This window comes from Blastococcus sp. SYSU DS0669, assembly GCF_054050895.1.
Genome location: NZ_JBJHAE010000002.1, coordinates 433,154 through 446,210, shown reverse-complemented (window position 1 = coordinate 446,210; position 13,057 = coordinate 433,154). Strand labels below are relative to the sequence as shown.

Here is a 13,057-nt window from a genome sequence, read left to right as displayed (position 1 = left end):
GCGGGGGGGGGGGGGGCGTGGGGGGCGGGGAGGGGTCGGGGGGGGGGGGGGCGGGGGGGCGGGGGCGGCGCGCCCCCCCCCCCCCCCCCCCCCCCCCCCCCCCCCCCCCCCCCCCCCCACCCCGAGTGGCTCGCGCTGCCCGACCGCACCGTGGTGGTGCTGGGCGCCGGCGCCGAGATGGGCCCGCTCACCGCGCTGCTGCGGTGGGGGGCCCGCGTCGCCGGTGTGGACCTGCCCCACGCGCCGCTGTGGGAGCGGGTGCTCGACATCGCCCGCGCGGGCGCCGGCACCCTGCTGGTGCCGACGCCGGAGCCGGGCGACGAGCCGTACCCGGCGGGGGCGGGCGCCGATCTGATCGCCGAGGTGCCGGCGGTCGCCGACTGGGCCGCCGGGCTGCCCGGGCAGCCGGTGCTGGGCAACTACGTCTACGCCGACGGTGCCACGAACGTGCGGGTCTCCGCGGCGGTCGACGCGCTGACCGTGCGCCTGGCGGGGGAGCGGCCGGAGCTCGCGCTGGCGTTCCTCGCCACGCCGACCGACGTCTTCGCCGTCCCGGCCGACGCGGTCGCGCAGTCGGTGGAGGCCTACGCGCGGCGTTCCCGCACGGCCAAGCTGATGGGCCGCCCGCTGCGGACCATCTCGGGTGGCCGCCTGCTGCAGCGCGCCTACGTGCCCGGCACCGACCCCGGCATCGCCGACAGCCTGGTCGCCCAGCAGGGCCCCAACTACGCGCTGGCCAAGCGGCTGCAGCGCTGGCGGGCGACCACCGCCCGCGCGGAGGGCGGCACGGTGTCGATGAACGTCGCCCCGCCCACGCGGACCCGCTCGGTGCTGAAGAACCGGGCCCTGGCCGCGGCCTACGCAGGCGCCCACCGGTTCGGCGTCGAGATCTTCGAGCCGGCCACCTCCAACGTGCTCATGGCCGCGCTGCTGGTGCACGACCTGCACACCGGCGGCGGCCCGGCGCAGGAGCACCCGTGGCAGGACGAGGCGCACGAGGCGGCGCACGGCGGGCTGTGGCGGGCGGCGTACCAGCCGCGCAGCGCGCTCGGCCTGGCCGCCCTGCTCGGCTACGGCGCCGCCCGCGGCTGACCCCCGGCCCTGGTTGATGGGAGCGAGATGACCCGGCTGTTCGGTGCACGGACCCTGCTGACGGTCCTGCGGACGGGGAACGCCCGCGCCCGCCTGCGCGCCACGCGGGACGGCCAGGCCGCCATCCGGCTGAACCTCGGGGCGGCCGGGCTGACCACCGGCGTCCTCGACGCGGTCGGGGACGGGGCGGTGGCGGCCCCCGACCTCGCCCGCCGGCTCGGGGTGGCCGACGAGGCGCTGCTGGGCGCCTTCCTGGAGGTGCTGGCGGCAGCGGGGCTCCTGCGGCAGGACGCCGGCCACTGGTCGCTGACGGCCGGCGGCCAGGCCGTGGTGGGCGACGACCTGGTACGCGCCTCGTACGAGGCGTTCGCCGGGTTCCACACCGACGTCTACCGCGAGCTCGGGAGGCTCCTGGCCGGCGGGCCCCCGCGGAGGGACGTCGCCGAGCAGGGGACCGTCATCGCGCGGATCTCGGCCGCCTTCGAGCCGTTCGTCGACGACCTCCTGCGGGAGGTGGTCGCCGCCGTCGCGCCGCGGCGGGTGCTCGACGTCGGCTGCGGCGCGGGGCTCCAGCTGGCCACGATGCTGGCCGCGGCTCCCGAGGCCGAGGGGATCGGGGTCGACGCCGACGCCGGTGCGGCGGCGCTCGCCCGGCGCACGCTCGAGCAGCGCGGTCTCGGTGCGCGGGCCAGGATCGTGCCGGCCGACGTCCGGGGGCTGGCCGACGACGGCCCGTTCGACCTCGCGCTGCTGGCGAACGTCGTCTACTACCTGCCGGTGGAGGAGCGCGTCGCCCTGTTCACCGACGTGGCCGGGCGGCTCTCCCCGGGGGGCACGCTGCTGGTGGTCACGACGGTGGCGATGCCGCAGCTGTTCAGCCGGCACTTCGACCTGTTGCTGCGGGCTCAGGAAGGGGCCATGTCGCTGCCCACGGCCGAGGACCTCGTGGGCGGGCTGCGCGCGGCCGGCCTGCGACCGCAGGAGCCGCGGCGGATCGCACCCGGCGCTCCCCTGCTCGCCGTGGCGGCGGTCCGGCCGTCCTGACCGCCGGGTCTCAGGCCGGGCCGACGAGCCCGGCGACGATCTCGGCGGAGAGCCCGACCAGCGGCAGCCCGCCGCCGGGATGCGCCGACCCGCCGACCAGGAACAGCCCGGGGACGCGGGAGGCGTTGCCCGGGCGCAGGAACGCGGCGCGCGAGCCGTTGCTGGAGCTGCCGTAGATCGACCCGCCGACGCTGCCGGTGGCACGGGCCAGGTCGGCCGGCGTGCGGACCACGCGCCAGCGCAGCCGGTCGCGGACGTCCAGCCCCCGCCGGGCGAGGACGCCCAGCACGTGGTCGGCGTACCCCTCGGCCAGCCCCGGGGCGTCCCAGTCCACGGCGTGCCCCGGGTCGTGCCGCGGCGCGTTGACCAGGACGAACCACGACTCGCTGTCGCCGTCGGGCACCAGAGCGGGGTCGTCGGGCGCGCTGACGTAGACGGTGGGGTCGGGCACCGGGCACGGGAGGCCCGCGTGGCGGCCGGTGCCGAAGACGGCGTCGAACTCCAGGTCGTAGTCGGACGGGAAGAGCACGGTGTGGTGGTGCAGCCCCGGGGTGCGGCCGTGCAGCGCCAGGAGCAGCACGAATCCCGACAGCGACGGTGTCGCCCGGCCCAGATCCCGGCGGACGCGCCGGGTACGCGGGTCCGGCGCGAGCAGGTCGGCGTGCAGGGCGGCGGCGTCGACCCCCGAGACGACGACGTCGGCCGGCAGCCGCTCGCCGTCGGCCAGCTCCACACCGGCGACCCGGCCGCCGTCGACGAGGACCCGGCGGACCGCGCAGCCGGTGCGCAGCACCGCGCCGTGCCCGACCGCCCGGTCCAGCACCGCGAGCCCGAGCCGGTGCAGCCCGCCGCGCACGTACCAGGAGCCGAAGGCCTGCTCGGCGTACGGCACGGTCGCCAGCACCGCGGGCGCGCGGCGCGGGTCCGAGCCGGAGTACGTGGCGTAGCGGTCCAGCAGGGTGCGCAGGTGCGGGTGGCGCAGGTGCCGACGGCCGAGACCGCGCAGCGACTGCCACGGCGCGATCGCCGCGACGTCCGCCGGACGCCGGGCCAGCCGCGCCAGCGTCGTCGCGCCGGCCAGCGGGGTGCGCAGGAACGGCTCCTCGCTGATCCGCCACATCGTGGCCGCGCGTTCCATGAGCGCGGCCCACTGGGCGCCCGCGCCGGCGCCCAGCGCGTCGTCGAGGGCGGCCGGCACGGCGTCCGCGCGGCCCGGCAGCGTCAGCCGGGTCCCGTCGCCGAACCGGTAGCCCACCGCGGGGTCCAGCCGGACCAGGTCGACGGCGTCCTCGAGCCGGCCACCGGTCGCGGCGAACAGGTCCCGGTACACCCGCGGCAGGGTGACCAGGCTGGGCCCGGTGTCGAAGGCGTGCCCGTCCCGGGCGTACCAGCCGAGCTTGCCGCCGACGTGGTCCGCCTGCTCCACGAGGGTGACCGCGTGGCCGAGCGCCGCCAGCCGCGCCGCGGCGGACAGGCCGCCGAGCCCGGCTCCCACGACCACCACCCGCGCCACGGGCCCACCGTAGCCAGCGCGGCGCCGCCGGCCCGGGTCAGCGTGGGACGGAGAGCGCCAGGACGGCGAGGTCGTCGTGCTCGTGCCGGGAGCCGAGCAGCTGCCGCTCCACCGCGTCGGAGACCGCGGCGACCGTCTCCCGCGCCGCACCGGTGGGCGCGCCGGCCACGACCCGCAGCAGCGCCTCCTCGCCGTACTGCACGCCCCGGTCGTCGCGCGCCTCGGTGACGCCGTCGGTGTACAGGACGAGCGTCGCGCCCGGCGGGAGGTCGACGACCTCCTCGGAGTGGACCGCCCCCGCGTCGATCCCCAGGGGGCGCCCGGGAGTGCCCACGAAGGAGGCGGTGCCGTCGGGACGGCGCAGCACGGGGAGCGGGTGGCCGGCCACGCTGATCGAGGCCCGGTGGCCGTCGGCCGAGGGCGCCAGGAGCAGGCAGCAGGCGGTGACGAACCGCAGCGGCCCGCTGCCCTGCTCGTGCAGCAGCGCGGAGTTGACCGCACCGAGGATCCCGGCGGCGGTGCCGGACGCCGCTGCCGCCCGGGCGGTGTGCCGGGTGATGGCGGTGACCGCGGCGGCCTCCGCGCCCGTCCCGCAGACGTCGGCGATGAGAACCATCCACCGGCCGTCGGGCAACGGCATGACGTCGTAGGTGTCGCCGCCGACGAGCGCAGCCTCGCCACCGGCCCGGTAGGTGGCCGCCAGCTCCACGCCCGGGATGGCCGGCAGGTGCGAGGGGAGGAGGCTGCGCTGCAGGGTGTCGGCCAGCTCGCGCACCACCGATTCGGCGCGCAGCCGGGCGAGGAACTGGCCGATCTGCCGGCCGGCGTGCCCGAGCACCTCCAGCAGCTCCGGCGGCACGGGGCGGGACTGCGCCGAGAACAGCTCGCAGACGGCGAGCAGCGTGTCGCCGCGGAGCACCGGGAAGGCGACGCCGGTGCTGAGCCCGTCGGCGCGGACGACGTCCCGGCGGACCACGCGGGCGTCGGTGGCGAGGTCCTCGGCGACCACCGGGACCCGCTGCTGCCAGGCCTTCCCGGGCAGGCCCTCGCCGCGCCGGAAGACCCGGCCGGGCGCGTCGGCCGCCAGGGCCGGGACAGCGGCGCCGGGGGCGGCCCAGGTGCCCGCGTGGACCAGCCGCCCGTGCTCGACGTCGGCCTCCCACAAGAGCGCGGCGTCCCAGTCCAGCTCGGTGCACAGGGTCGGCAGCAGCTGCTCGAAGGCGACGTCGGCGTCCGGGGCCTCGGTCAGCGCGGCCGTCACCCGCAGCGTCGCCGCCAGGTAGCGGCTGACCTCGAACTGCCGCTCCAGCAGGATGGTGGTGCTGGCGTCCCGGAGGACGGCGACCACGAAGGCGTCCGCCGCCTGACCCGCGGTCGTCGTCAGCCGGGACAGCGTCAGGTCGACCGGCACCTCGTGCCCGGCCGCGTGCAGGGCAGGCACCCGCGTGGTGGCCCCGACGAGCTTTCCCTCGCCCGTCGCCCGGTACCGGGAGAAGCCCTCGGCGTGACCGTGGCGCAGTCGATCGGGCATGAGGACCTGCAGCGGGCGGCCGGTCACCGCCGCCGGGTCGTGCCCCAGCAGGCTGCTGACCGACGGGCTCACGTAGGCGATCCGTCCCTCGCCGTCGGCGACGATCACCGTGTCCGGCAGGGCGGCCAGGAGGGCGTCCGCAGGCAGCATCGGGGCTGTCCCGGGCATGGTTCCTCCTCGAGCACGACGACCCCCGACGGGTCGTCCACGCTCCGCCACGGTCAGAAGCCTTTCACACACATGGTGAGCACGCCGCCACAGATCGTCGACATGTGACCATGTCGACACGGTGACATGTCGCCGTCAGAAGGCATACCGGATGGCCAGCCACGGCGCGCGCCGGGCGACCAGCTCGCGCAGCCGGGCCACGGCCGCCCGCTTGACCGCCGCGCGGTAGCGCACGTTGTCCTGCCCGTTCTGGCTGCGCTTCGGTTCCTGCAGGTCGGGCCGCCACAGCAGCTGCTCCGCGGTGGGGTGCCAGCCGAGGTTCACCTCGTGCAGGGCCTCGTTGTGGGTGAGCAGGATGACCTCGGCGGCGGCCTGCGCCTTCGCTGCGGCCCCGAGCTCGTCGTCCAGGCGCTCGAGCAGGGATCCCCACGCCTCCTCCCAGCCCGCGCGGAGCACGACCGGCGAGAGGTTGAGGTGCACCTCGTACCCCGCCGCGACGAAGTCGTCGACGGCCGCGATGCGGTCGGCCACCCGGCTGGTGCGCACGTCGAGCACCCGCGCGTCGTCCTCGGGCATGACGGAGAAGCGGACCCGCGTGCGCCCGCGCGGGTCGAGGTCGAGCAGCTGCCGGTTGACGTACTTGGTGGCGAAGGAGGCCTTCGCCGTCGGCAGGTCGCGGAAGGTGGCCACCAGGTCGGCGACGTTGTCGCTGACCAGTGCATCGACCGAGCAGTCGCTGTTCTCACCGATGTCGTAGACCCAGCTCTCCGGGTCGCACTGGTCGGGCTCGGCCTTGGGCCCCTGCCGGGCCACGTGCCGGCGCAGGTGCCCCGTGATCTGGTCGATGTTGGTGAAGACGGTGATGGGGTTGGCGAAGCCCTTGCGCCGGGGCACGTAGCAGTAGGCGCAGGCCATCGCGCAGCCGTTGGCGGTGCCGGGGGCGATGAAGTTCGCCGAGCGGCCGTTGGGCCGGGTGACCAGGCCCTTGCGGACGCCGAGCACCAGCGTCTCGGTCTTGACCCGGACCCAGCGGTCGACGTTGCCGGCGTTGCCGTGCAGGTCGGGGATCTGCCAGTGCGAGGGCACCTCGACGACCTCCGCACCGGGGAAGCGGCCCAGCACCTGCCGGCCGCGGGGGGAGTCCAGCGCGGCCGGCTCGGCGTAGACGCGGCGGACCTGCAGCAGGTGGTTCGGCGGCATCGGTGCCGGCGGCGGCTCGACGTCGAAGAGCGTGAGCGGCTCGGCGGCTCCCATACGGGGTGCAGCGCCGGCGGGGCGGTCCCCATTCCGGTGCGAGACTGCGCGCGTGACCGCACCCGGCGCCCCTCGCATCGACCTCAACGCCGACCTGGGCGAGGGGTTCGGCGTCTGGCGCCTGGGCGACGACGACGCGCTGCTGGAGGTCGTCAGCAGCGCCAACGTCGCCTGCGGCTTCCACGCCGGGGACCCCGTCACGATGCGCCGCGTGTGCACCGCCGCCGTCGCCGCCGGGGTCGCGATCGGGGCGCAGGTGTCCTACCGGGACCTCGCCGGGTTCGGCCGGCGCTTCGTCGACGTGGCGCCGGACGAGCTCGCCGCCGACGTCCTGTACCAGCTCGCCGCGCTGGACGGCGTGGCCAGGGCGTGCGGCGGCCGGGTCTCCTACGTCAAGCCGCACGGGGCCCTCTACAACGCCGTGGTGCACCACGCGGTGCAGGCGGGTGCCGTCGTCGAGGCGGTCGCGGCCTACGACCCGGGGCTGCCCGTGCTGGGCCTCCCCGGCTCGGTGCTGCTCGGCAGCGCGGCCGCCGCCGGGCTGCCGACGGTCGCGGAGGGCTTCGCCGACCGGGGCTACACCCCCGAGGGCACCCTCGTGCCCCGAGGGTCGGCGGGCGCGCTGGTGCACGACCCGCAGGCGGTGGCCGAGCGGGCGGTACGGATGGCCGCCGAGGGCGCCGTCGTCGCGGTCGACGGCAGCCTGGTGCGGGTCGAGGTGGGCTCGGTGTGCGTGCACGGGGACACCCCGGGAGCGGTGGAACTCGCGCGCTCGGTGCGGGCGGCGCTGGAGGCGGCCGGGCTCGCCGTGAGGCCGTTCGCGGGCTGAACGGTCAGTCGCGCGGGCGCAGCTCCTCCATCGGACGGCGGCCGGAGAGGAGGGCGGCGGCGATCTCGTCGACCGACCGACCGGAGGCGTAGGCGTCGGCGCGGAGCACGGCCAGCGCCTCGGCCGGGTCGACGTCGTGGGTCATGCTCAGCTTGCCCACCGCCTCCCACACCGCCGCCCGCTGCCGCGGCGCCGGGCCGTGCAGCCACTCCGGCCCCTCCGCCGGGGTCCAGGTCGACCACACCGCGGCGTCGCCGAGCGCCGAGGTCACCAGCTCGCCCACCGCCACGGCCTCGAAGACGTCGAGCTCCACCACGCCGGCCGACCGCGTGAGGTAGAGGTCGAGCGCCCCCGCCCCGGCGGGGCCGGGGCCCAGGGGCAGGGCGACGACGGCGCGGAACGGCGTGCTGCCGAGCAGGAGGTCGGCGAAGACCGGCCAGCGGCGCCGGAGCTCCTCCTCCACGGCGAGCACCGGCTGGCCGGTGCTGTCGGCCGTCGCGCACGGTCCCTCACCGGCGGTGAACTGCAGGCGTTCGGCGTTCGAGGCCTCCGGGTTGCTGGCGCCCAGGGGGAGCCGGCGACCGGTGCCGTCGACCACGCTCAGGCCGGCACCGTCGACGTGGAGCAGCTCGGCGCACGCGCGGCTGAGCCGCAGCGGCAGCCCCTCCGGCCCGGCCAGCCCGGGATCGGACTGCCGCGCCAGGGCCGCGTCGAACCGGCTCCCGATGGTCACGCCCGATTGTCCGCCCGCGCACCGGGATCCACATCCTGTGACGTGTCCTCTGGCGTCCCGGGCGGGTACGTGCAGGCCGTCTCCCGCACCGCCGGTGCCCCGGCCACCGTGGCGCCCGCGGAGTCCGCTGCCGGCCGCCGGTACCCGGGTGTCACAACGCCAGTTGTTCCTCGCGTCCGGTCCGCCACTCCACCAGGACGATGGTGGCGTCGTCCTGCAGCCGGCCGGCCTGGTGCTCCATGACGCTGCGCATGAGCCGGCGGAGCGTCTCCGGCGGGGGCTCGCCCGCCGTCTCCGCTCGGACGACGAAGTCCGCGAGGCGGTCCTCGCCGAAGAAGTCGCCTACCGGCGAGCGCGCCTCGGTGATCCCGTCGGTGTGCAGGAGCACCCGGTCGCCCGGCGCGAGCTGGAGCTCGCAGGCGTGCGGGGGGCCCTGCTGGAGCCCGAGCGGGAGGGCCGGACGGCAGGGGTGCGCGGGAAGGAGCAACCCGTCGCGCACGACCAGCGGGACGCCGTGCCCGGCGTTGACCCAGGACAGCCGGCCGGACTCCAGGTCCAGCCGGCTCAGCAGCGCGGTGGCGAACTGGCTGCCGGGGAACTGCCCGGCGATCGCGGCGTCCATGGCCGCCGACGTCGCGGGGAGGGACTCGCCGCGCCGGCGGGCCGACCGGTAGGCGCCGACGGCGACCGTGGCCAGCAGCGCCGCGGGCAGGCCGTGGCCCACGGCGTCGAGGACCATGAGGTCGGCGACGGGACCGTTCACGGCGTAGTCGAAGGTGTCCCCGCCGATGTCGTAGCACGGCTCCAGGGCCGCGGAGATGACGATCCGCTCGGTGCCGAAGGTCAGCGGCGGGACGAGCGCCCACTGGATCTCCGCGGCCAAGCTCATCGGGCGGGTTCGGCGCAGCCGCGCGAAGACGTCGCTGTACGCGTCGCGCGTGACGCAGAGCTCGGCGACGAGCGCGGCGAATGCACGGCGCTCGTCCTCCTGCTCCGCAGGGGGCTCGGCGTCGAAGGGCAGCTCCAGGACGCCGACGCGCTCGGCGCCGTCGAGGAGGGGGAGCCAGAGGCGGACCGCGCTGTCGCCGTGCCCCGGGGAGCGGGTCACCTCCACCCGGCGGAAGGCGAGCCCGCCGACCGAGCCGTCGACGGTGAGCCGGTCGCGCGGCGGGACGTCGACACCGGCGAGGGGAACCAGGGACAGCTGCTCGTAGTCGGCGAGGTAGACGACGGCGGCGCGGGCGCCCAGGGCCACCGCGTGCCGCGACACCACTGTGCCGAGCCGGTCGGCGGGGAGGTGGTGCGACGACCGCAGCAGGGACCGCAGGGGATCCTCGGCGTCCGGCGGTGAGGTCACGACCGGCCCAGCATCCCACCGGCCGGCGATGACGGCGACCGGGGCCTGACGGCGGTGCCCGGTGACCGATCATGGTGCCATGACGGGTGGCGAGGGGTGCGTCCGCGCGACGGCGTACGGCGACCGGGCGGTGCTCGTCGAGGCCGCGGACCCCGCCGACGTGCCGGGCCTGCACGCCGCGCTGGTCGCCGCTCCGCTGGCCGGGCAGGTGGACCTGGTGCCCGCCGCGCGCACCGTGCTGGTGCTGCTCGACCGGCCGGTGACCGACCTCGACCTGGTGGCCCTGCGGAGCCTGGTCCCCGCCGCCCCGGAGGGCGGGCCGGCCCGCGCCCCCGTGGTGCTGCCGGTGGTGTTCGACGGGCCGGACCTCGCCGAGGTCGCCCGGCTCACCGGCCGCCCGGAGGAGGACGTCGTCACCGCGCTGACCGGGGCCGCGCTCACCGTGGCCTTCGGCGGGTTCGCCCCCGGCTTCGGGTACCTGACCGGGCTGCCGGCGGAGCTGCAGGTGCCACGCCGGACGACCCCGCGCACCCGGGTGCCGGCGGGGTCGGTGGCGCTGGCCGGTCCGTACGCGGGGGTGTACCCGCGGGCCTCGCCCGGTGGGTGGCAGCTGGTCGGGCGCACCGACGCGGTGCTCTTCGACGTCGACCGGGACCCACCGGCGCTGCTCGCCCCGGGCACGGCCGTCCGCTTCGAGGCGGTGGGCTGAGTGCTCACCGTGCTCACGCCCGGCCCGTTCACGACGGTGCAGGACGCCGGCCGCACCGGCTGGGCCTCCATCGGGGTGCCGCGCTCGGGCGCCGCGGACCGGGCGGCGGCGGCGCTGGCCAACCGGCTGGTGGGCAACGAGCCCGCGGCCGCGGTGCTGGAGGCCACGGCCGGCGGGCTGCGGGTGCGCGCCGAGCGGACCGTGCTGGTGGCGGTGACGGGGGCGCCGGTGCCGGTCGTCGTCGACGGGCGGCCGGCACCGTTCGCGGCGCCCACGACGCTGCGGCCCGGCGCCGTGCTGGGGCTGGGCACCCCGCGCGCCGGCCTGCGCAGCTACCTCGCGGTGCGGGGCGGCATCGACGTCCCGCCCGTGCTGGGGTCGCGCAGCACGGACACGCTGTCCGGCCTGGGCCCCGCCGTCCTCGCCGCGGGGACACGGCTGCCGGTCGGTGGGCTGGCGGGCGAGGAGCCGGTCGTGGACGTCGCCCCCGTGGGCGCACCGCCGGAGCGGCCGGTGCTGCGGGTGCTGCCCGGGCCGCGGCGCGACTGGTTCGACGACGCCGCGTGGCCGGCCCTGCTCGCGAGCGCCTGGCAGGTCGGTGCCGCCAGCGACCGGGTGGGCCTGCGGCTGGCCGGCCCCCGGCTGGCGCGGGCCCGCGACGGCGAGCTCGCCAGCGAGGGGCTGGTGCCCGGCGCCCTCCAGGTGCCGCCGGACGGCTCGCCCGTGCTCTTCCTGGTCGACCACCCGGTCACCGGTGGCTACCCGGTGCTCGCCGTCGTCGTCACCGCGGACCTGCCGGTGGCCGCGCAGCTGCGGCCCGGAGACGTCGTGCGCTTCCGAGCGTGACGGGCGGGGCCCGGAGGGTTCGTCGCAGGTGGGGGACGACGCGTGGTCGCGGTGTCGTCCGGAGGACGACGGTGTCACCGCACGGGGAGGACGGCCGGGCCGTGCGGCCCGGGGACGATGCGGGCCCGCGCGCCGTAGTGCTCCGACAGCACCGCCTCGGTGAGCACCTCCTCCGGGCGCCCCTCGGCGACGACCCGCCCCTCGGCCAGGAGGGTGAGCCGGTCGGCGTACTGCCCGGCGAGGGTGAGGTCGTGCAGGGTGCTCACCACGGTCAGCCCGTCCTGCCGACGCAACCGGTCGAGCAGGTCGAGCACCTGCTGGGCGTGGCCGAGGTCGAGGGCGGCGGTCGGCTCGTCGAGCAGGAGCACCCGCGGCTGCTGGGCCAATGCCCGCGCGAGGACGGCGCGCTGCTGCTCGCCGCCGGAGAGGGTGACCACGGCGCGGTCGGCGAGCCCGTCGAGCTCGAGCCGTCCCATGACGTCGGCGACGACCTCCCGGTCCACCCGGCGGGGCGCGGCCAGCAGGGGGCGGTGCGGGGTGCGCCCGAGCAGGACGTAGTCGCGGGTGCTGATGCCCTCGGGCAGCACCGGGAGCTGCGGGGCATAGGCCAGCAGACGGGCCCGGTCGCGGCGCGGCAAGCCGCCGACGGGCCGGCCGTCGATCCGCACCTGGCCGGCGTGGGGGTGCAGCCCCAGCACCGAGCGGAGCAGCGTGGACTTGCCCGACCCGTTGGGGCCGATGATGCCCAGCCAGCCGCCGGCGGCCACGGTGAACCGGACGGCGGAGAGCACCGGGCGCCGTCCGTAGCCGGCGTCCAGCCCCACCACCTCCACCCGCGCGCCGCCGGTCGGCGGCGGGGCCGCTGCCTGCCCGCTCACCGCCGTCGCGCCCCCGCCCACAGCAGGCCGGCGAAGAACGGGGCGCCGACGAACGCGGTGACCACGCCCAGCGGCAGCTCGGCCGGCGCCAGCACGGTGCGGGCGAGGAGGTCGGCGAGCACCAGGAACGCCCCGCCCGCGAGCAGGGAGACCGGGAGCACCCGGGAGTTGGCGCCGCCCACCAGCCGCCGGACGATGTGCGGCACGACCAGCCCGACGAAGCCGATCAGCCCGCTCACCGCGACGGCGGAGGCGGTGGCCAGCGAGGCGGCGACCACGACGAGCAGCCGCAGCCGCCCGGGGTGCACCCCGAGCGAGCGCGCCTCGTCGTCACCGACCGCCAGGACGTCCAGGGGCCGGGCGCACAGCAGCAGGGTCCCCACCGCCACCCCGAGGTAGGGCAGGACCAGGCCGACGTCGGACCACTGGGCACCGCCCAGGTGCCCGAGCAGCCAGCCGTAGATCTCCCGCAGGTCGTCGGTGTTCTGCTGCTGGACCAGCGTCTGCGCCGCGGCCAGGAACGCGGCGACCGCGATGCCGGCGAGCAGCAGCGACGCGCTGTGCGAGCCTCCGGCCGCGTGGCCGAGGGCCAGGGCGCAACCCACGCCGACGAGCGCGCCGACGAAGGCGGCGAGCGGCACGACGCCCACGGGGCCGACCTGCTGGCCGGGCGCGTAGGCGATCACCAGGGTGGCGCCCAGGCCGGCTCCGGCCGCCGCGCCCAGGAGGTAGGGATCGGCGAGCGGGTTGCGGAACACGCCCTGGTAAGCGGCGCCGGCGACGGCGAGCGCGGCACCGACGAGCGAGGCGAGCACCACGCGCGGCAGCCGGAGCTCGACCAGCACCGCCGCGCGGGTGCCCTCCAGCGCGCCCGGCACGGAGAGGCCCAGTGGCGCGAGGGCGCGGTCGAGCAGCGTCGCGACGACCGCGCCCGGCGGGAGCGGCACCGCGCCGACCCAGATGCCGGCCAGCACGGCGGCGACCAGGACGGCGGCGGCGCCGGTCCCGGCCAGGAACGCCGAGCGCCGCGACCGCACGGCACCCGGACCGGCCGCGGTGCGGCCGGTCCGGGTGCCAGGGGCTGCGGTGCTCATGCCGGTGCG

The 13,057-nt window shown here is 77.5% G+C and carries 12 protein-coding genes; 5 read left to right on the top strand and 7 right to left on the bottom strand.

The window, feature by feature from the left end:
* Window positions 1-150 precede the first annotated feature (150 nt).
* Window positions 151-1,092, top strand: coding sequence for a hypothetical protein (locus ACI792_RS04715; protein ID WP_456601548.1), 942 nt, complete (start codon window positions 151-153; stop codon window positions 1,090-1,092).
* 189 nt (window positions 1,093-1,281) lie between these two features.
* Window positions 1,282-2,136, top strand: coding sequence for an SAM-dependent methyltransferase (locus ACI792_RS04710; RefSeq protein WP_456601555.1), 855 nt, complete (start codon window positions 1,282-1,284; stop codon window positions 2,134-2,136).
* Window positions 2,137-2,146: 10 nt separating this feature from the next.
* On the opposite strand, the gene ACI792_RS04705 is transcribed toward ACI792_RS04710, so the two are convergent.
* The 3 genes from ACI792_RS04705 to ACI792_RS04695 all read right to left on the bottom strand — a co-directional run bounded on the left by ACI792_RS04705 (window position 2,147) and on the right by ACI792_RS04695 (window position 6,602).
* Window positions 2,147-3,649, bottom strand: coding sequence for a phytoene desaturase family protein (locus ACI792_RS04705; protein WP_456601547.1), 1,503 nt, complete (start codon window positions 3,647-3,649; stop codon window positions 2,147-2,149).
* A 37-nt stretch (window positions 3,650-3,686) separates the two neighbouring features.
* A complete protein-coding gene (locus tag ACI792_RS04700; protein ID WP_456601546.1) occupies window positions 3,687-5,348 on the bottom strand; it encodes a SpoIIE family protein phosphatase in 1,662 nt (553 codons plus the stop codon).
* Between the two features lie 135 nt (window positions 5,349-5,483).
* Window positions 5,484-6,602 (bottom strand): spore photoproduct lyase family protein, encoded by a 1,119-nt coding sequence (locus ACI792_RS04695; RefSeq protein ID WP_456601545.1) that lies wholly within the window; start codon window positions 6,600-6,602, stop codon window positions 5,484-5,486.
* A 52-nt stretch (window positions 6,603-6,654) separates the two neighbouring features.
* On the opposite strand from ACI792_RS04695, the gene ACI792_RS04690 reads away from it, so the two are divergent.
* On the top strand, window positions 6,655-7,431 hold the full coding sequence (locus ACI792_RS04690) for a LamB/YcsF family protein (RefSeq protein ID WP_456601544.1): 777 nt from the start codon (window positions 6,655-6,657) through the stop codon (window positions 7,429-7,431).
* A gap of 4 nt (window positions 7,432-7,435) precedes the next feature.
* Here ACI792_RS04690 and ACI792_RS04685 read toward each other — a convergent pair whose 3' ends face one another.
* Window positions 7,436-8,164, bottom strand: a complete 729-nt coding sequence (locus ACI792_RS04685) for an ANTAR domain-containing protein (protein ID WP_456601543.1) — start codon at window positions 8,162-8,164, stop codon at window positions 7,436-7,438.
* A gap of 151 nt (window positions 8,165-8,315) precedes the next feature.
* Entirely contained in the window at window positions 8,316-9,521 is a 1,206-nt protein-coding gene (locus ACI792_RS04680) for a PP2C family protein-serine/threonine phosphatase (protein WP_456601542.1), read from the bottom strand.
* Window positions 9,522-9,600: 79 nt separating this feature from the next.
* On the opposite strand from ACI792_RS04680, the gene ACI792_RS04675 reads away from it, so the two are divergent.
* Both ACI792_RS04675 and ACI792_RS04670 read left to right on the top strand, forming a co-directional pair.
* Window positions 9,601-10,230 carry a 5-oxoprolinase subunit B family protein gene (locus ACI792_RS04675; RefSeq protein ID WP_456601541.1) on the top strand — a complete coding sequence of 210 codons (630 nt, stop codon included), beginning with the start codon at window positions 9,601-9,603 and terminating at the stop codon, window positions 10,228-10,230.
* Window positions 10,231-11,076: a 5-oxoprolinase subunit C family protein gene (locus tag ACI792_RS04670; RefSeq protein ID WP_456601540.1), complete on the top strand. Its 846-nt coding sequence runs from the start codon at window positions 10,231-10,233 to the stop codon at window positions 11,074-11,076. It abuts the gene before it with no gap.
* 74 nt (window positions 11,077-11,150) lie between these two features.
* Here ACI792_RS04670 and ACI792_RS04665 read toward each other — a convergent pair whose 3' ends face one another.
* The gene (locus ACI792_RS04665) at window positions 11,151-11,954 is read right to left on the bottom strand and encodes an ABC transporter ATP-binding protein (RefSeq protein ID WP_456601539.1); all 804 of its coding nucleotides are present in this window, start codon (window positions 11,952-11,954) and stop codon (window positions 11,151-11,153) included.
* Window positions 11,951-13,048 (bottom strand): FecCD family ABC transporter permease, encoded by a 1,098-nt coding sequence (locus tag ACI792_RS04660; RefSeq protein ID WP_456580774.1) that lies wholly within the window; start codon window positions 13,046-13,048, stop codon window positions 11,951-11,953. The genes ACI792_RS04665 and ACI792_RS04660 overlap by 4 nt, the downstream gene beginning before the upstream one ends.
* Window positions 13,049-13,057 lie beyond the last annotated feature (9 nt).